The sequence below is a fragment of the Shimia sp. R9_2 genome (assembly GCF_017743735.1).
Classification (GTDB): domain Bacteria; phylum Pseudomonadota; class Alphaproteobacteria; order Rhodobacterales; family Rhodobacteraceae; genus Shimia.
The window spans coordinates 218,438-236,677 of sequence record NZ_JAGHRO010000002.1 but is presented as its reverse complement, the minus strand read 5'-3'; the positions used below and the strand labels follow the sequence as shown (position 1 = coordinate 236,677).

Below are 18,240 nucleotides of genomic sequence, written 5' to 3'. Positions count from 1 at the left end.
GCTACAGCCTCTATCAGCCCAACCGTGCCTTGAGCACCCGCAGCATATTCTCTCCCATAACCTTGCGGATTTGCGCTTCGCTCAGACCTACCTCAATCAGCGCGTGGGTCAGCGCGACGAGCTGGGATGTGTCAAAGGCTGTGGCGACCGAGCCGTCATAATCGGAGCCCAGCGACACGTGGTCTTCCCCAAGCAGGTCCACCGCCGCTTTCACGGTTTTGGCCACCCCGGCAGGGCTGTCATCGCAGGTCACATCTGCCCAGTAGCCGATCCCCACAACGCCGCCGCCATCTGCTGCGCCATTGGCCACGATCGCCTGCATCAGCGCGTCTTCGTAGTTCCGTTTCACGGGGCAATTTCCGTAGATACCGGTGTGGCTGACGATCAGGGGAATGTCGGTCAACGCGATGACCTCTTCTGCCACCTTCGGGCTGGAGTGGGCGAGATCAAGCACCAGATTGCGCTCTGTGATGGCGCTGACCACCTCGCGGCCAAAGTCGGTCAGCCCTTTGTTGCCAATCCCGTGCAGGGAGCCACCCAGCGCGTTGTCAAAGAAGTGCTGCAGACCAATCACGCGGTAGCCTTCGTCCTGCAGTCTTTGCAGGTTGGCGATGTCGCCCTCCAAAGGGTGCGCCCCTTCGATGCCCAGCATACCGCCAACAACGGTCTGCCCCGCGTCGCGGTCCGCAAGCAGCGCGTCGATGTCGGCGCTGCTGCGCAGAATGCGCAATTGCCCGCCGGAGTCTGCCTCGGCCTTTTGCAGGCGCTCCGCCTGATAGACCGCGCGCTCAAAGATAGAATCCCAGGTGCGCGCAGGCCAGAGTTGTCCAACCGCCAACAGGGTGATGTTGTCGCGCGCATCTGCTGAGTTCTCTTCATAGTTCTGTCCGGCCGGAGATTTGGTCACGGCGGTGAACACCTGCAGCGCCACATTGCCCTCAATCAGGCGGGGCAGGTCCACATGGCCGCGATCCGCGCGGTCCAGAACATCGCGTTTCCAAAGCAGCGTGTCAGCATGCCAGTCGCCAATGAAGAGATCACCGTGCAATCTGCGCGCTACATCGCTGACCGGAAAGCCACCCTCGCTGGTGATCGCGTTGCGGGATCTTTCCACATGCCCCGGTGCCACGATCAGAAACGCAGCTACCGCCACAGCCAAAGTCAAAAGCAGCCTGCCCAACCATTTGCCAAATGTGCGCATATGTTCTCCCCCGATGCACCCTTGTCTTGTGCAGAGCCTAGGCTGGAAAGGGGGCAGTCTCAAAGCTTTACGTCGGGGCGGGGCGTTGCTCCTTGCCGGTGGTGTGCTTAGATTGGGGGATGGGCAAAGGAGGATCACATGGCTGGTGGTTGGGCAAAAGATGGCGCGGTGAGCGAACAGATCGAGGCCAGCATCAACGATGAGCTGGCCCGTCTTCAGGCGCAGCGTCAGCCGGTGGGTGAGAGCCTCAGGTTCTGTGCGGAATGCGAGGAGGAAATCCCCGAAGCACGCCGCCTTGCGCGGCCCGGCGTAAAGCTCTGTATTGAATGTCAGCAGGAGCGCGATAGCGCCTATCAAGCCCGTGGCGGCATCAACCGGCGTGGCTCCAAGGACAGCCAGTTGAAGTGAGACCCCTCTGATGAGCTTGCTGATTGTTTACCACTCCCGCACCGGAGGCAGTCGTCTGATGGCCGAAGCGGCCTTTGCCGCCGCGCAGGCGGAGGGCGCAGCGCGCTTGCTGCGGGCAGAAGACGCCCATCCGGAAGATCTGTTGACCGCAACAGGCTATCTTTTTTGCGCGCCGGAAAACCTCGCAACGCTTTCAGGCGCGATGAAAGAGTTCTTTGATCGCTGCTACTACCCAGTTCTGGGGCAGGTCGAGGGGCGGCCTTATGCGCAGATGATTTGTGCCGGATCAGACGGCGCAGGTGCCGCGCGGCAACTGGCACGCATTGCCACGGGCTGGCGGCTCAAGGAGGTGCAGCCCGCGCTGATTGTCTGCACCCATGCGCAGACGCCAGAGGCGATAATGGCGGAGAAAACCCTCTCTGAAACGGAGCTGGCCCCCTGCGGTGACCTTGGCGCCGCGCTTTCTGCCGGACTGGCGCTTGGCGTGTTCTGAGCCACACGACCGCTTGCGGCTCGGCATCGCTTTGCTGATGCTAATTTGGTGAAACGCGCGCGGCAGTGTACCATACCGCTTATTTGTTTATGGGATTTTGGGTATGTTTCTGTTGTATTTCCCCAAAAAGGCCGCGCTCTTTGCGCTTGCCTTACTTCTCGCCGCTTGCACCAACTACGCTGATTATTCGCTGCAAGCCTACACCTACGCCACCGAGGCCAAGGCCAAAACGCTCAAACTGGTGAGCAAAGCCAACGGCAGCTACAGCGCCAATCGGGCGGCCGCTGAGGCGTTGTTGCTGGATATGGACGTGGCGTATGAGTTTGCCAACGGCATTGAGAACAACGAAGAAGCCGCTGATATCTGGGATAAATTGCGCGATCCTGATGGCAATCTGGTGGGCGGTTTTCTCACCGCTTGGCGCACAGAGTTCCCCGGCGGCGTGAGTGCAGACAGTGCATTCATCAATGAGTTCAAAAAGAACATCACCTTCAGCTTCGATCGCCTGATCTGTTTGGAAGCGAACAAAGGCCAAGCCACCGCTTGTGCTGATATCGAACAGTAACGCCCGCGGGCAAGGAGAGAGATCATGGACACAGACGCGATATTAGACGCGATCCAGGACGGATTGGCGGACCTGGTCAAAAACGCGGCCAAGACCTTTGCCAATGAGGCGGAGCGGGATTTGAAAGCCTTTGTGAAAGAGTCCGAGGAAGACATCCGCCGCTATGCAAAACTCTTTGCGGAAGGGAAGCTCTCCGAGTTTGAGCTGAAGTTCCTGATGAAGATGAAAGCCGACAACGCAGAGCTCTTGGCCATCTCCGCCAAAGGCATCGCGCGGGCGCGGGTCAAACACCTGATGAACAGCATGAAAGACCTGATTGTCAGCACGATTTTGGCGGCGGTCTGAAACGAAAAAAAACCGGAGCGGGGGCTCCGGTTTCTCAGCGCGCTTTAGGGCTGCGCCTCGGGTGGGTTTGGGGCTCCGCCCGTTCGCAACACATTCGCTCCACTGGAGCGAATGCCGGGGCAAAGCCCCGGACCGCTTCTCACTCCATCGCTTCCAGCTCGTCGATCATGGATGAAATCATCGACAGGCCCTTGTCCCAGAACTTAGGATCAGAGGCATCCAGACCGAAAGGTGCCAGCAGCTCTTTGTGGTGTTTGGAGCCACCTGCCTTGAGCATGTCAAAATACTTGTCCTCAAAGCCTTCGTCCCCTTCTGCGTAAACCGCATAGAGCGCGTTTACGAGGCCGTCACCAAAGGCGTAGGCGTAGACATAGAAGGGCGAGTGCACAAAATGCGGGATATAGGCCCAGAAGGTCTCATAGCCTTCCATGAAGTCGAAGGCTTCGCCGAGGCTTTCCGCCTGCACCGACATCCAGATCGCGTTGATGTCTTCCGGGGTCAGCTCACTTTCACGGCGTGCGGCGTGCAGTTTGCATTCAAAGTCATAGAAGGCAATCTGGCGCACAACCGTGTTGATCATGTCCTCAACCTTGCCCGCCAGCAGGATCTTGCGCTGCTCCTGGGTTTCGGCCTTGTCCAGCATCGCGCGGAAGGTCAGCATTTCGCCAAAGACAGAAGCAGTTTCCGCCAGTGTCAGCGGGGTGGAGGAGAGCATCTCGCCCTGTTCCGCTGCCAGCACCTGGTGCACGCCATGGCCCAGCTCATGCGCCAGTGTCATCACGTCGCGCGGTTTGCCGAGGTAGTTCAGCATCACGTATGGGTGGACACTGGTTACGGTGGGATGCGCGAAAGCGCCCGGTGCCTTGCCCGGCTTCACGCCCGCATCAATCCAACCTTTGGTGAAGAACGGCTCTGCAATCTCGCCCATGCGCGGATCAAAAGCGTTATAGGCATCCATCACGGTTTTCTGTGCGGTGGCCCAATCCACGGTGGAGGGATCTTCCATCGGCAGCGGTGCGTTGCGGTCCCAGACCTGCATGCGGTCCAGACCCAGCCATTTGCGCTTCAGCTCGTAATAGCGGTGGCTGAGCTTGGGGTAGGCGGCCACAACCGCATCGCGCAGCGCTTCAACCACCTCGGGTTCCACATCGTTGGAGAGGTGGCGGCCGGTCTGCGCGCTTGGCATATTGCGCCAACGGTCGAGCACTTCTTTTTCCTTGGCGGCGGTGTTGTGCACGCGGGAGAAGATCTTGATGTTGTCGTTGAAAACCCGCGCCAGCTCATGGGCGGCGGCTTCCCGCTTTTCGCGATCCGGATCGGTCAGGCAGTTCAGCGTGCCTTCGATGTTGTACTCTTCACCAAGCACGTCAAAGGTCAGACCGGCAATTGTTTCGTCAAACAGGCGCTCCCAGGCGTCGCCCACGACCCCCAGATCGTGCAGGAATTTCTCCAGTTCATCAGAGAGCTGGTGCGGCTTCATTGCGCGAATGCGGCGGAAGACCGGCTCATAGCGCTCCAGCTCTTCGTTTTCTGCAAAGGCTGCGGCCAGGGTGTCATCTTCGATGCGGTTCAGTTCCAGCGTAAAGAACACCAGCGGGGTGGAGAAATTGGTCAGCTTCTCCTGCATATTCGCCATGAACTGCGCCCGTTCTGCATCGGTGGTCAGCTGATAGTAGCGCAGACCGGCGTAAGACATGATGCGGCCGGAGATTTGGGAGATCTTCTCGTTGCGCTGCACACAGGTGAGCAGGTCAGCCGCAGAAAGCCCGGCAAGCTTGCCCTCATAATCGGCGGCAAAGGCGGCACATTCGCCCTCAAGCCATTCCAGATCCGCGATCAGCTCCGGCGCGTCGTCCCCCGCGTAAAGATCGCTCAGATCCCATTCGGGCAGATCGCCGAATTCTTGCGTGCCAGAAGACGCATTGGCATCGCGGACGGGAAACGGAAGGTTCAGCATGAAAGCACCCTGTGTTGTGAATAACTGTTGTCGCTCAGATAGGCAGAGCGGCGGGGGAGGTTCAAGGGGCAGCAGCGATGGACGTGTGTTTACGACGCCTGCAAAGAGAGTGGGGGCAGCCCCTCTGCCACAGCGAGCTGTGCCATTCACCCCGGGATATTTTGCGAATGAGAAAAGGCTGGTTGGCGCTCAGCTGTGTTCGGCAAAGAAGGCGGCGCAGTCATCAAAGATGCGATTGCGGCTTTCCGGCACTTCCATCAACACCTCGTGTTCTCCGGCAGGCACGATATCCAGCGTGCCGTTGGGCCAGCGGCGCATGCGGTCGTGAATGGCGCTGGTGTCCACGATCTGTTCATCCGCTCCAAGGAAGGTGAGGCAGGGCGTGTCAGGAGAGGCTTTTTTCTCAAGCTTGCGGCATTCCATCAGCGCCTCATAGACCCAGCGCAGGCTGGGGCCGGCCAGGGAGAGATCAGGATGATCCGTCATCTGGCGCTGCATATAGGCGTACATGCCCGCGTCTTTGGTCAGGGCGTTGCCGTCAAAATCCTGATCCAGCACATAGGTTGTGTCGCTGGTGCCCGGTGAAATCATCTGGTCAAAGCCAAAGACTTTGGAAAGCGCGCTGGTGACCCAGGCGGTTGGGCGCATGGTGGGGGAAAGATGAATGCCCCACATCGGCCCAGAGAAGACCGCGGACCTCACCGGCAAGCCGTCATAGATCGCGCGCAGCCCGATGCAGCCACCCATGGAGTGGCCGACCAGATGGTAGGGTTTGGGAAGTTCCAGCGCCTCGACAGCTGCCATCACGGCGGCGACATCGCGCTGAAAATCATCAAAGTGGCCAACGTATCCGGCGATCGGATTTTTGATCAGGCGATCGGCCAGACCCTGACCGCGCCAGTCAATGGCGATCATTTCATAACCGCGCGCGCCAAAATCGGCGGCCGCGCGGCCATATTTTTCCACATATTCGGTGCGGCCCGGAAACAGCAGCACCGTGCCTTTGGTCGGGCCAGCGGCCGCTTCGCGCTGCCAATGGGCAAAGCGCAGGCGCACCCCGTCTTCTGCCTTGACCCAATAGGCATCTGCCTCAGGGCCGTCGGCTACGTCATGATAAAATGGGGCGCGCTGCAAACTCATCAGGACAGAACGCCGCCCAACTTCATGGCGGCACCCATGTCGCCGTCAATCGCCAGCTTGCCGGACATGAAAGCGGCGGTTGGGTTCAACTCACCTTCCAGGATGGCCTGGAATGTTTCCACATCCGCGGTCATGGTCACATCAGCGTCTTCGTCGCCTGCGCGCACGCCGTCTGCGTCGATGATGATGGCGCCTTCGCCTTCGATGGCAAATTTGGCGGAGCCGTCAAAGCTCTCACCGCCGAGTTTTTCGGTCAGGGCGGTCACTGCGGCAGTTACGATATCGCTCATCTGCTTGATCCTTCACTTTGTTGTGCACATCTTGGGAATCACATGTGCAAGGGCTACAATAATTTACGTTATGGTCAACTTACCGAGTCGTCTCAAACTTATCGTCGCGGCAATTCCTATCGCAATGGGGATTTTGCAACCCGTGATTGCCGCAGGACCGGCACAGGCGCAGGACGCGGCTGAAAGCGCAGCCGAACAGGCGGCGGACACGCAGGATGTGGGCGCTCTGCTGGCTGCCTTGGCCGATGCTGATCCCGGCGAGGCAGATCGTCTGGCGGGACAGATCCGCCACATCTGGGATGCCTCGGGTTCTGCCAGTGCCGATTATCTTTTGCGCCGCACCCGCAAAGCCATCGAGGTTGAGGATCTGCAGGCGGCTCTGGCCCATGCCACAGCGCTGACAGATCATGCGCCGGAATTCGCCCAAGGCTGGGCCGAGCGCGCGCGCACCTTCTATGCGCTGGATCTTTACGGGCCTGCGATCAGCGATCTGGAGCATGTTCTGGCGCTGAACCCGCAGCATTTTGATGCGATCATGGGGCTCGCGGTGATGCTGGATCAGATGGGCAAGCCGGAAGACGCCTATGAAGCCTATCTGCAGGTCAAGGCTATACATCCCCATCAGGCAGGCCTAACAGAGGCCTTAGAGCGACTCGAGCCGCAGGTGCGCGGCAAATCGCTCTAAGCAAGATCAGACGACCACGACCAAGAGCTAGGCAAAGATATGGCCGCAGATCGGCGGATCACCGCAGTGTTGGGTCCCACCAACACGGGCAAGACGCATTATGCGATCGAGCGCATGTTGGGCTATCGCACAGGCGTGATCGGCTTGCCTCTGCGCCTGCTGGCACGGGAGGTCTATGACCGGATCGTGGCTGCGCGCGGGCCCTCTGTGGTGGCGCTGGTCACCGGCGAAGAGCGGATCGTGCCGCCGCGCGCCCAATATTGGGTGGCCACGGTTGAGGCGATGCCGGAAGGTCTTGGTGCGGATTTTGTTGCGATCGACGAAATCCAGCTCTGCGCCGATCCGGAGCGGGGGCATGTCTTCACGGACCGGCTGCTCAGGATGCGCGGCACGCAGGAAACCCTGTTTCTGGGCAGCGACACCATGCGCAGCACCATCGCGGAGCTGGTGCCTGAGGCGCAGTTCAAGCGCCGTGAGCGCATGTCCACGCTCAGTTATTCCGGCAGCCGCAAGATCAGCCGGATGCAGCCGCGCTCCGCGATTGTCGGGTTTTCCGTAGATAGCGTCTATGCCATTGCCGAGCTGATCCGCCGTCAGAAAGGCGGGGCGGCTGTGGTGATGGGCGCGCTCAGCCCGCGCACGCGCAACGCGCAGGTGGCGCTCTATCAGAACGGTGATGTGGATTATCTGGTGGCGACCGATGCGATTGGTATGGGCCTCAATCTCGATATCGACCATGTGGCCTTTGCCTCCACCACCAAATTTGACGGCCGCCGGATGCGCCCTTTGGCGCCAAACGAGCTTGCGCAGATTGCCGGACGGGCAGGGCGGGGCATGAGCCACGGCACCTTTGGGGTGACCGGCGAAGCGCCACCTCTGGACGAAGGCGTGGCTGAGGCGATCATGGATCACCGCTTCACCCCTGTGCAGAAACTCAACTGGCGCAACGCGCGGCTGGAGTTTGGCAAGGTGGACGCGCTGATCCGCTCGCTCGAAGAGGCACCAGATGATCCGCTTTTGATGAAAGCGCGGGAGGCCGATGATCTCCGCGCGCTCAAAACCGTGGCCGCGGAGGCCGAAATTCAGGCCCGCGCCAGCGACGGCAAATCCGTGCGCCTGCTGTGGGACGTTTGCCGCATTCCGGATTTCCGCGGCATCAGCCACGCCGAACACGCTCAGATGATCGAGCGAATCTTCGGCTTCCTGCATGAGAGCGGGCGGGTGCCGGATGACTGGATGGCGCGACAGGTCAAACGGCTTGATCGCACCGATGGCGACATTGACGCGCTGTCAAAACGATTGGCGTTTATACGGACGTGGACTTATGTCGCACAGCGCAATAACTGGGTGAGTGATGAAAATCATTGGCGTGGCGAAACGCGCGCGGTAGAAGATCGCCTGTCGGATGCTTTACACGAGCGTTTGACGCAGAGATTTGTGGATCGGCGCACGTCAGTGCTTTTGCGCCGGCTCAAGCAGAAGGAGGCCCTTTTGGCCGAAGTGAATGACAAGGGTGAGGTGACCGTCGAAGGACAATTCGTCGGTCGTCTTGAAGGGTTCCGTTTCATCGCGGACAAAGAAGCCAGCGGGCAGGAAGCCAAGACGCTGAAACAGGCGAGCTTGCAAGCCCTCGCGCCGCAGTTCCATCTGCGCGCGGACCGCTTCTACAACGCGCCGGATACGGAAATCGACTTCACCGAGCAGGGTGGCCTCATGTGGGGCGAACAGGCTGTCGGTAAGTTGGTGGCCGGTGACGATCCGCTCAAGCCCGGTATTTCCGTGTTTGTGGATGACGAGGCCGGTGCCGAGGTTGCTCAGAAGGTTGAGCGCCGCCTGCAGCACTTCATCGATCGCAAGATCGCCGCGCTGTTTGAGCCGCTGTTGAACCTCAGCCGCGACGAAGAGCTGACAGGTCTGGCCCGTGGCTTTGCGTTCCGCATGGTCGAAGCGCTGGGCATCATCCCGCGCGGTGACGTGGCCACCGAAGTCAAAGAGCTGGATCAGGACGCCCGTGGCGCGCTGCGCAAGCACGGCATCCGCTTTGGTCAGTTCACCATCTTCATGCCGCTGCTGCTGAAGCCTGCGCCAACCCGTCTGCGTTTGGTGCTGTGGTCCTTGGCGCAAGGCCTGCAGGAGTTCCCCGAAGCACCGCCTCCGGGTCTCGTGACCGTGCCATCGGGCACCAGCCTGCCGCGTGGCTATCACGCCATGGCGGGCTACCGCGCCGCTGGTGAACGTGCGATCCGTATCGATATGCTGGAGCGTCTGGCAGATATGCTGCGCGCGGAAGACAGCCGTGGCGGCTTTGAAGCCAAGGCTGACATGCTGTCGATCACCGGCATGACGCTGGAGCAGTTTGCCGACCTTATGCAGGGTCTGGGCTATGCTGCCGAGAAAGGCGAGCGTGAAAAGGTGAAGGCCGCGCCAGAAGCTGCGCCAGCAGCCGAAGCTGACGCCAGCGAAGCACCGGCAGAGGAAGCCGCCGCTGAGGTACATGCGGAAGCGCCTACCGAAGACGCAGCCGGTGAGGCTGCCGCTGAAGTGGCCGTTGCGGACGCGCCGGAAGCGGAAGCCGCGGCTGCAGAGGCGCCTGCGCAAGACGCTGAGACTGCCGCTGATGCGGAAGCACAAGCGCCTGAGGTGGAAGTGTTTTACACCTTCACCTGGGCCGGTCGTCAGGGTGGCAACCGTGGTGGTCAGCGTCGCGGTGGCAACGCTCAAGGCGGCAACAAGCGCCGCAACGACACGCAGGGCGGTGACAAACCGCGCGGCAAAGGTGGCAAGCCAAAAGGCAAAGGCCCCCGTCGCGACAATGGCCCCAAACAGTTCCAATCCCGTCCTCCCAAAAAAGAGAAGGCGATTGATCCGGACAACCCCTTTGCCGCAGCGCTTATGGGGCTGAAGTCCAAGGACTGACGCGTGAGCGGGCCGTCCCCAAAACTGCGGGTCGACAAATGGCTCTGGCAGGCGCGGTTCTTTAAGACCCGCAGCCTGTCGGCCAAACTTGTCACCGGCGGGCATCTGCGGGTGAACGGCCAGAAAGTTGCCAAAGCGAGCCATGCGGTGAGCGTTGGTGACGTGCTGACCTTCCCACAGGCGCGGCGTGTGCGTGTGGTGAAGGTGGCAGCGCTTGGAGAACGGCGTGGCCCGGCACCTGAGGCGCAAACATTATACGATGATCTGACCCCGGAAGAGAAACCTGTTCCAAAGGCACCGGGTTCAGACGGAAAAGGGCGTCCCACCAAGAGGGATCGCCGCAATCTCGATCTTATGATATCTTCCCGCCTTGAAGATTAAGTCGTGCTGATTTAGTCAGGCACGTGATCTGACGATAAGTGAGCTAACCCAAAATGACCTATGTTGTGACCGACAATTGCATCGCATGCAAATATACGGACTGCGTAGAGGTATGCCCGGTAGATTGTTTTTACGAAGGTGAGAACACGCTGGTGATCCACCCGGACGAATGCATCGACTGTGGTGTGTGCGAACCGGAATGCCCGGCGGACGCCATCCGTCCGGACACGGAGCCGGATATGGAAAAATGGGTTGAGTTCAACCGCAAGTATTCTGAAATCTGGCCAGTGATTATCACCAAGAAAGATCCGCTGCCCGGTCACGAAGAAAAAGACGGCGAGACCGGCAAATTGGAGAAATATTTCTCCGAAGCACCGGGCGAAGGCGGTTAAGCTATCGGTGTCGAGGCGATTCGGTCTGCCCTGTGCATATTGGGATCGCCGCTCCGGCCTAAAAAGAGCGTAACGCTCTGAAGACGCTACGCAAAACACCTTTTTAAGCGGGCTGCGCTTTAAAGGGTCCGTTTTTTGTGTTATATATCCTTCACAGAGGACATAACTGCCTGAGAGCCATCCCCGCATTTGCTGAGGGTGGCTTTTTCTACCAGAGGACATTCCGTGTCGGGAAAGCGCCTTTCCCGAGCGAAATTTTTTGTCTGGCAGGACTGGGGCCCACAAAGGAAGCACTGCATGAGCAAAGCCAAGAAGAACGAGTTCAGCCCGAACGACTATGTTGTTTATCCCGCACATGGTGTTGGGCAGATCATTTCCATCGAAGAGCAGGAAGTTGCCGGCATGCAGCTGGAGCTTTTCGTGATCTCGTTTGAGAAAGACAAGATGACCCTGCGGGTTCCGACCAACAAAGCCACCCATTTTGGCATGCGCGGTCTGAGCTCCCCTGACGTGATTGATCAGGCGATGAAGACCCTGAAGGGCAAAGCCAAGGTCAAACGCGCCATGTGGTCGCGCCGCGCACAGGAATACGAACAGAAGATCAACTCCGGTGATCTGATCGCAATTGCCGAAGTGGTGCGCGACCTGCACCGCACCGATGATCAGCGCGAGCAGAGCTATTCCGAGCGTCAGCTTTACGAAGCCGCGCTGGAGCGTCTGACCCGCGAAGTGGCCGCTGTGGCCGGTGGTGATGAAGTCGCCGCAGCCAAGCAGGTCGACGACGTGCTGGTGTCGCGCGCCGCATAAGGCCAGCGCCCCATATCTTTCAGAAAAAGACTGCACTCTGGTGCGGTCTTTTTTATTTTTATACAGGGTCTTGCCTGTGATACCTGACCTTAGGTTCCGCCAGTCCAGGAGACAGAGATGCGCGATCTGAAAAAGTTTCTGACCGGGCTTTATACGGCGCACACGCCAGGAGCTGTGCGGTTTCGCTACGGGCTGGTCATCTTTGACGCGCTCACGGTGCTGTTCTTTTTCCTGACCGTGAACTTTGAGTATGGCTTTGCGCTGACGGTGCTCAGCCGGGTGGCGGGGGCGGCGATTCTGCTGGAGCTTCTGGCGCGGCTCTGGGTGTCAGAAGACCGCTGGTTTCTGCTCACACGCATCTACACGCTGGCCGACATCGTGGTGATCGCCAGCCTGTTTCTCGATCTCTTTGTGGCCGGAAACCTCGCCTTCCTCTGGGTGCTGCGCGGTCTGCGCCTGATCCAGTCTTACCACCTGCTCTATGACCTGCGCCGGGGCAGCGGCTGGTTTCGCAAACACGAAGACGCCATGGCGGCGGGCATCAACCTCTTTGTCTTTGTGATGCTGGCGGCTGCGACCACGCGGGCGTTCTTCATTGATGAAACCGTGACCGACACGCCCTATGTCGACGCGCTCTATTTCACGGTGGCCACGCTCTCAACCACGGGCTACGGCGACATCACGCTGGGCACGCCGCTCGGAAAACTCTTCTCCGTCTTTGTGATGGTGGTGGGGGTGACCCTGTTCGTGCGGCTCGCGCAGGCGATTTTTCAGCCCGAGAAGGTCAATTTTACCTGCCAGACCTGTGGTCTGATGCGTCATGACCCGGATGCCATCCACTGCAAACACTGCGGCAGCATCGTGCACATCAAGACGCGCGGGGCCTAAAGCCTCGTCCTGAAAACCTGAACGCGCGATTTCGACCATTTCTCAGGAGGCGAAGCCGACCAGCGCCCGACCCTCCCCAAGGGAGGGGGCTTCACCCCCACCCAGGATCGGGGGCTGGTCTGTGCGACTGGATGTAACCGTTGCCAATTTTCAGGACGAGGCTCTAGGCAGGCCCGCATAAGGCCTGCCAAATCTCTCTGGCTGGGTCGGTCAGACCGGCCAGTCAAACTGCGCGGCCGCCACCAACGTGAACAGCAGCGCAATCTCGGTGACCTGCTGCGTCGCGCCCAGTACATCGCCGGTTTGCCCGCCGATCTTGACCTTGGCGGTGGCGGAACAGAGCGCCGCCATCACAAAGGCCACGCCTCCCATCGCCACGCCGGGAATACCGGCGCAGCCAAAGGCCACCACTGCGGCCAGTGCAAAGCCGGTGATCGCACCACCGCGCGGCGCGCGGCCCTGAGAATGGCTCAGCCCGCTTGCGCGCGCATGGGGCAGGGCGGTCATCACCAGCACCATGGTGCTGCGCGAGAGCATGGCAATCGCCAACAGCCCGAAGAGCCAGACATCCGCCTCCAGCAACAGGGTCACCGCGCCCCAGCGCGCGGCAATCGACAGGCAGAGCGCAATCACGCCGTAAGCGCCGATGCGGCTGTCCTTCATGATCTCCAGCCGACGTGCTGGATCCCAGCCGCCCCAGAAGCCGTCTGCGGTGTCCGCCAAGCCGTCTTCATGCATCGCGCCGCTCATCACGATCATCGCGGTGAGCCAGATGATCGCCGCCAGCACAGGGGGCAGGCCAATCAGCAGAGCTGCGGCTGTGGGCAGGGCGGCCAGAAGCGCAAGCACAGCGCCGGCCAGCCCGTAGGCCCATGCGGCGCGGGCGCCCCGGCTGAAATCAGCGCGCACCGGCAATCGCGTCAGAAGTGCAATCGCGGTGTTGATATCGCGGGGGCGAAAGGGTGACGTGTCGGTAGCAGGCATGTCTGCGTCTTTTCCTGTATTGCCGGGGGCTGGCAATGAGCTAAACAGTGCTGACGATAAGAATTCAACAGGAGCCCCGCCGATGTCCGCAGAATTTTCCACTCTCGCCGCGTTTCAATCGCTTTTGGCGCAGGCCCCCGGCGTGGATCAGCAAGCCATGGGCGAAGCTGAGGCCCGCAATGGCCAGCTGACCAAGCCCCCCGGCGCGCTTGGACGCCTTGAGGATATGGCGATTTGGTATGCGGGCTGGCGCGGCAATCCACGCCCCTCCATCAAGGCACCGCAGGTGATCATCTTTGCGGGCAACCACGGCGTGACCGCGCAGGGCGTGTCTGCCTTTCCGGCGGAAGTGACCGAACAGATGGTGCTGAACTTTCAGCATGGCGGCGCTGCCATCAACCAATTGAGCCGTGCCGCCGGTGCCGATCTGGACGTGATTGCGCTGGATCTGGACACACCTACGGCAGACTTCACTCAAGGCCCCGCCATGAGCGAAGCCGAGGTGGTGGCCGCGCTGCAAGCAGGTTGGTCTGCGGTCAAAGAGGGCACCGATCTGCTGGTTGTGGGTGAAATGGGTATTGGCAACACCACCAGTGGCGCGGCGATTTCCCACGCGCTCTTTGGTGGGACCTCTGAGGATTGGGTGGGCCGCGGCACCGGTGTCGATGACGCAGGTCTCGCCAACAAAGCCCGTGTGGTGCGCGAAGGTGTGGCCGCCAATGGCACACCCAAAGGTCTTGAGGCGCTGCGCTGCCTTGGCGGGCGAGAGCTGGCAGGCATGGTCGGCGCGATTGCGCGTGCGCGCAGCCTGCGCATTCCGGTGATCCTGGATGGCTTTATTGCCTCTGCGGCGGCGGCCACGCTGGCGGACGCCCAAGACGGCGCATTGGATCACGTGATCTCAGGCCACGTCAGCGCCGAAGCAGCCCATGGCGCGGTGCTTGCACGGCTCGGCAAAGAGCCGATCCTGAGCCTCAACATGCGTCTGGGCGAAGGCTCCGGCGCGGCGGTGGCCATCAACATCCTGAAAGCGGCAGTGGTCTGCCACTCGGGCATGGCCACCTTTGCCGAAGCGGGGGTGACAGACGGCTGATCCCGCGCCCCCTGATCAGGCTTCCTCGCTTGGCTTCTCCTGAAGTTGCGCGAGGAGCACTGCCTCAAGTTCGCTTTCCAACTCTTTGGCACGCTTGATATATTCGGCGTTCTGCGCGCTTGGCACACCTTCGCGCCAGACCTGCGCAAGCTCCTGCACGGCATAGCGGTCGTGTTTGTAAAACGCCTGTTCGGCGCGGGCGGCCTCATATTCGCTGAGGCCAATGTTTTCCAGCACATAGCGGCCTGCGCGCAGCGAGCTGTCAAACATCTCCCGCACAATGTCATTCGCCCCGGCATTATAGAGCTGATAGACCGTGCCGCGGTTGTTGGCGCGCGCGATGATGTGCAGATCAGGGCGTTCGCGCCGCGCGTAATGCGTGAGCTTGATGGCCGCGGCCGGATCATCCAGCGCCACCACCAGCACGCTTGCCTCCTTCAGCCCGGCGGCATGCAGCATCTCAGGGCGGGTCGGATCGCCGAAGAACCCTTTGACGCCAAAATGGCGCATGGTCTCGATGGTTTGAATGTTGTGATCCAGCACAACCGTCTCAAAGCCCGAGGCGCGGACAAGGCGGTTTACGATCTGCCCGAACCGGCCAATGCCTGCGATGATCACCGGCCCTGTGCGGTCAATCGTGTCTGGCTCCTGCCGCTCTTCTTCCTTGTCGCCAAACCGTTTGGAGATCTGATCGTAAAGGATGAACAGCAGCGGCGTGATCAGCATGCTCAACGCAACAATCAGCAACAAACGCTCCGCCAGCGCAGGGGGCAGCACATTTTGCCCCATGGCGGTGGTGATCAGCACAAAGCCAAATTCCCCCGCCTGCGCGAGCCCAAGCGTGAACAGCCACAGCGCGCGGTGACGCAGGCCAAAGGCGCGGCCGATGCCATAGAGCACCATGGCTTTCAGCGCCATCACCGCAAGCGTCAGCCCAAGAATATCACCGGGCGCGGCAATAAACACATCCAGATCAATTTGTGCACCGACCGTAATGAAGAACAGCCCAAGCAGCAGGCCCTTGAAGGGGGCAATATCGCTCTCAAGCTCGTGTCGGAACTCGGAGTTAGCAAGCAGCACGCCAGCGAGAAAGGTGCCAAGCGCGGGGGACAGGCCGACCAGATGCATGAGAAAGGCAATGCCGACCACAATCAGCAGGGCCAGCGCCGTGTACATCTCTGGCAGGTGCGCAGCATGGATAAAGCGGAACACAGGCCGGGTCAGGTAGCGCCCGCCAATGACAATCGCCGCCACCACACCCAGCGTCACCAGCGCGATGCCCCAACCGGGGAGACCATCCACAAGAGACAGCCCATGCGCGGAGTCTTCATGGCTATGCGCGCCCACCGAAATAGATCCATCGGCCATCACCTGCGGCACCGCAGCACCCGCCAGCAGGGGCAGGATGATGAGCATCGGGATCACCGAGATGTCCTGCGTCAGAAGCACCGCAAAGGTTGATCGCCCGCCACCGGTCTGCATCAGGCCCTTTTCCGTAAGCGTTTGCAGCACAATCGCCGTGGAGGAGAGGGCAAAGATCATGCCGCAGGCAATCGCCACATTGATGGGCCGGTCCAGCGCCACGGCAAGGGCAAACACGGCCAGCCCGGTAAGCCCCACCTGCAATCCGCCCAAACCCACAAGCTTGTCACGCATCGCCCAAAGCGCGCGCGGGTCCAGCTCAAGCCCGATGATAAACAGCATCATGACCACGCCGAACTCGGCATAATGCAACAGCTCATCCGCCTCATGGGTACCCACCAGCCCGAAGATCGGGCCAATGAGAATGCCCGCAGCGAGATAGCCGAGCACCGATCCCAGCCCCAGCCGCGCGGAAATCGGCACGGCAATCACCGTTGTCATCAGAAAAATAGTGGCTGTGTAGAGGGCTTCTTCCATTCTGGTCGTCCGGGCCTTTCTGCTTGGGTTACGTTGGCAACGGGGCGTCGCGCTTGAGCTGATCCATCACGATCTGGCTTTGCACACGGCTCACTGCGGGATGCGGTAGCAACACTTCGTGTATCAAACGGTTAAGCGCTGTCAGGTCTTCGCAATAGGCGCGCAAAAGATAGTCCGCATCGCCGGTCAATGTCCAAGCGCTGACAATTTCGGGACGGGTGCTGATCAGCGTGGCAAAGCTCTGCGATTGCTCCGGCCCATGGGTGCCGAGCTGCACCTGCACAAAGGCCTGCACCGACAGCCCAAGATGGCCGGCACTCAGCCGCGCGATATAGCCCTCAATATAGCCCTCTGCCTCCAGCCGCTGACGTCGCCGCCCGGCCTGGCTTGGCGACAGATTCAGGATCTCGCCCAGCTCCTGCGCGGTGAGATGGGCGTCGCGCTGCAACGCGGTGAGCAGGCGCATGTCTGTGTCATCAAGCATATGCGGAATTCTTGCATGGATTTTGGTGTCTAAGAGGATTCTACGCGCTGAATGTAAATATTGCACGTCACTTTGCGGTGTTTGCGCGGCAATTGCGCCTTATTCTTGAATGTGAACAGGCAAATGCCATTTTGGCTTACCAAAGGAGGAGACGCACCATGGGCCCATTCCCCCACGATGCACCGCGCGCAGAGATTTCCGATTTCAACCCGGCAGGCACCGACGGATTTGAATTTGTCGAATTCGCCCATCCCGAGCCGCACGAGCTGCGCACGCTCTTTGCCAAAATGGGCTACACTCATGTAGCCAACCACAAGACCAAGGCGATTGAGCTGTGGCAGCAGGGGGATGTGACCTACATCCTCAACATGGAGCCCGGCAGCTTTGCTGCACGCTTTGTGGAAGAGCACGGTCCCTGTGCGCCGTCGATGGGCTGGCGTGTTGTTGATGCGCAGCAGGCCTATGAACATGCGGTCTCCAAAGGCGCAGAGCCTTATGACGCGGACGACAAGACCCTGAACTGGCCTGCGATCAAGGGCATTGGCGGCTCTCTGATCTATTTCACCGACCAGTATTATGACAGCTCGCCCTTCAACGAAGAATTCGACTGGCTGGTGACCTCCAAGCCTGAGGGCGATGGCTTCTTCTACCTCGATCACCTGACCCACAACGTTTTTAAGGGAAACATGGACAAGTGGTTCAAGTTCTACGGCGATCTCTTCAACTTCCGCGAAATCCGCTTCTTTGACATCGAAGGCAAATTCACCGGCCTGTTCTCCCGCGCGCTCACATCGCCTTGCGGAAAGATCCGTATCCCGATCAACGAGGACCGCGGCGAAACCGGCCAGATCGTAAGCTATCTGAAGAAATACAACGGGGAAGGCATTCAGCACATCGCGGTGGGCAGCGACGACATCTACGCCTCCACCGATGCGATTGCCGAAAAAGGCATCAAGTTCATGCCGGGGCCGAACGATGCTTACTATGAGCTGTCAAAAACCCGCGTGGCGGATCATGAAGAGCCGCTTGAACGCATGAAAAAGCATGGCATCCTGATTGACGGCGAAGGTGTGGTGAACGGTGGTGAGACCAAGATCCTGCTGCAGATCTTCTCTAAAACCGTGATCGGCCCGATCTTCTTTGAGTTCATCCAGCGCAAGGGTGACGATGGCTTTGGCGAGGGCAACTTCAAAGCGCTGTTCGAATCCATCGAACAGGAGCAGATCAACAACGGGGAAATTCAGGCGGCTGAGTAACAACCGCCGCCACGAGATCCGGCGAAGTCCGGGAGGGAGGGGAGCGCCGTTCCGCA

At 60.1% G+C, this 18,240-nt stretch carries 19 protein-coding genes; 12 read left to right on the top strand and 7 right to left on the bottom strand.

Features of this window, described 5'->3' with window-relative positions; all coding sequences use genetic code 11:
* Positions 1-13: 13 nt before the first annotated feature.
* On the bottom strand, positions 14-1,201 hold the full coding sequence (locus tag J7400_RS05715) for a membrane dipeptidase (protein ID WP_209060682.1): 1,188 nt from the start codon (positions 1,199-1,201) through the stop codon (positions 14-16).
* Positions 1,202-1,339: 138 nt separating this feature from the next.
* Between J7400_RS05715 and J7400_RS05710 the strand changes: the two genes are divergently transcribed.
* The 4 genes from J7400_RS05710 to J7400_RS05695 all read left to right on the top strand — a co-directional run bounded on the left by J7400_RS05710 (position 1,340) and on the right by J7400_RS05695 (position 3,012).
* Complete coding sequence (locus J7400_RS05710; protein WP_209060680.1) at positions 1,340-1,609, top strand: DksA/TraR family C4-type zinc finger protein; 270 nt, start codon at positions 1,340-1,342, stop codon at positions 1,607-1,609.
* A 7-nt stretch (positions 1,610-1,616) separates the two neighbouring features.
* Positions 1,617-2,102 (top strand): NAD(P)H-dependent oxidoreductase, encoded by a 486-nt coding sequence (locus J7400_RS05705; protein ID WP_209062003.1) that lies wholly within the window; start codon positions 1,617-1,619, stop codon positions 2,100-2,102.
* A 103-nt stretch (positions 2,103-2,205) separates the two neighbouring features.
* A complete protein-coding gene (locus J7400_RS05700; RefSeq protein WP_209060678.1) occupies positions 2,206-2,667 on the top strand; it encodes a hypothetical protein in 462 nt (153 codons plus the stop codon).
* Between the two features lie 24 nt (positions 2,668-2,691).
* A complete protein-coding gene (locus J7400_RS05695) occupies positions 2,692-3,012 on the top strand; it encodes a hypothetical protein (protein ID WP_209060677.1) in 321 nt (106 codons plus the stop codon).
* 139 nt (positions 3,013-3,151) lie between these two features.
* On the opposite strand, the gene J7400_RS05690 is transcribed toward J7400_RS05695, so the two are convergent.
* The 3 genes from J7400_RS05690 to J7400_RS05680 form a co-directional block, all read right to left on the bottom strand.
* Complete coding sequence (locus J7400_RS05690; protein ID WP_209060676.1) at positions 3,152-4,969, bottom strand: M3 family oligoendopeptidase; 1,818 nt, start codon at positions 4,967-4,969, stop codon at positions 3,152-3,154.
* Positions 4,970-5,158: 189 nt separating this feature from the next.
* Positions 5,159-6,109: an alpha/beta hydrolase gene (locus J7400_RS05685; protein WP_209060675.1), complete on the bottom strand. Its 951-nt coding sequence runs from the start codon at positions 6,107-6,109 to the stop codon at positions 5,159-5,161.
* Positions 6,109-6,399: an SCP2 sterol-binding domain-containing protein gene (locus tag J7400_RS05680; RefSeq protein ID WP_209060674.1), complete on the bottom strand. Its 291-nt coding sequence runs from the start codon at positions 6,397-6,399 to the stop codon at positions 6,109-6,111. The genes J7400_RS05685 and J7400_RS05680 overlap by 1 nt, the downstream gene beginning before the upstream one ends.
* Before the next feature lie 124 nt (positions 6,400-6,523).
* Between J7400_RS05680 and J7400_RS05675 the strand changes: the two genes are divergently transcribed.
* The 6 genes from J7400_RS05675 (at position 6,524) to J7400_RS05650 (ending at position 12,468) form a co-directional block, all read left to right on the top strand.
* Positions 6,524-7,084: a tetratricopeptide repeat protein gene (locus J7400_RS05675; RefSeq protein WP_247738642.1), complete on the top strand. Its 561-nt coding sequence runs from the start codon at positions 6,524-6,526 to the stop codon at positions 7,082-7,084.
* A gap of 39 nt (positions 7,085-7,123) precedes the next feature.
* Positions 7,124-10,000: a helicase-related protein gene (locus tag J7400_RS05670; protein WP_209060671.1), complete on the top strand. Its 2,877-nt coding sequence runs from the start codon at positions 7,124-7,126 to the stop codon at positions 9,998-10,000.
* Between the two features lie 3 nt (positions 10,001-10,003).
* A complete protein-coding gene (locus J7400_RS05665; RefSeq protein WP_209060668.1) occupies positions 10,004-10,381 on the top strand; it encodes an RNA-binding S4 domain-containing protein in 378 nt (125 codons plus the stop codon).
* Positions 10,382-10,434: 53 nt separating this feature from the next.
* Complete coding sequence (fdxA, locus tag J7400_RS05660; RefSeq protein WP_209060666.1) at positions 10,435-10,773, top strand: ferredoxin FdxA; 339 nt, start codon at positions 10,435-10,437, stop codon at positions 10,771-10,773.
* A 297-nt stretch (positions 10,774-11,070) separates the two neighbouring features.
* A complete protein-coding gene (locus tag J7400_RS05655; protein ID WP_209060663.1) occupies positions 11,071-11,580 on the top strand; it encodes a CarD family transcriptional regulator in 510 nt (169 codons plus the stop codon).
* Between the two features lie 117 nt (positions 11,581-11,697).
* Positions 11,698-12,468 (top strand): potassium channel family protein, encoded by a 771-nt coding sequence (locus J7400_RS05650; protein WP_209060661.1) that lies wholly within the window; start codon positions 11,698-11,700, stop codon positions 12,466-12,468.
* 210 nt (positions 12,469-12,678) lie between these two features.
* Here the strand turns inward: J7400_RS05650 and cobS are convergent, their stop codons facing one another.
* Positions 12,679-13,452 (bottom strand): adenosylcobinamide-GDP ribazoletransferase, encoded by a 774-nt coding sequence (cobS, locus tag J7400_RS05645; RefSeq protein WP_209060659.1) that lies wholly within the window; start codon positions 13,450-13,452, stop codon positions 12,679-12,681.
* 82 nt (positions 13,453-13,534) lie between these two features.
* On the opposite strand from cobS, the gene cobT reads away from it, so the two are divergent.
* On the top strand, positions 13,535-14,545 hold the full coding sequence (gene cobT, locus J7400_RS05640; RefSeq protein ID WP_209060658.1) for a nicotinate-nucleotide--dimethylbenzimidazole phosphoribosyltransferase: 1,011 nt from the start codon (positions 13,535-13,537) through the stop codon (positions 14,543-14,545).
* A 15-nt stretch (positions 14,546-14,560) separates the two neighbouring features.
* Here the strand turns inward: cobT and J7400_RS05635 are convergent, their stop codons facing one another.
* Positions 14,561-16,444, bottom strand: coding sequence for a cation:proton antiporter (locus tag J7400_RS05635; protein WP_209060657.1), 1,884 nt, complete (start codon positions 16,442-16,444; stop codon positions 14,561-14,563).
* A 28-nt stretch (positions 16,445-16,472) separates the two neighbouring features.
* Positions 16,473-16,928 (bottom strand): Lrp/AsnC family transcriptional regulator, encoded by a 456-nt coding sequence (locus J7400_RS05630; RefSeq protein WP_209060652.1) that lies wholly within the window; start codon positions 16,926-16,928, stop codon positions 16,473-16,475.
* Between the two features lie 158 nt (positions 16,929-17,086).
* On the opposite strand from J7400_RS05630, the gene hppD reads away from it, so the two are divergent.
* A complete protein-coding gene (gene hppD, locus J7400_RS05625; protein WP_209060650.1) occupies positions 17,087-18,184 on the top strand; it encodes a 4-hydroxyphenylpyruvate dioxygenase in 1,098 nt (365 codons plus the stop codon).
* The last annotated feature ends 56 nt before the right edge of the window (positions 18,185-18,240 follow it).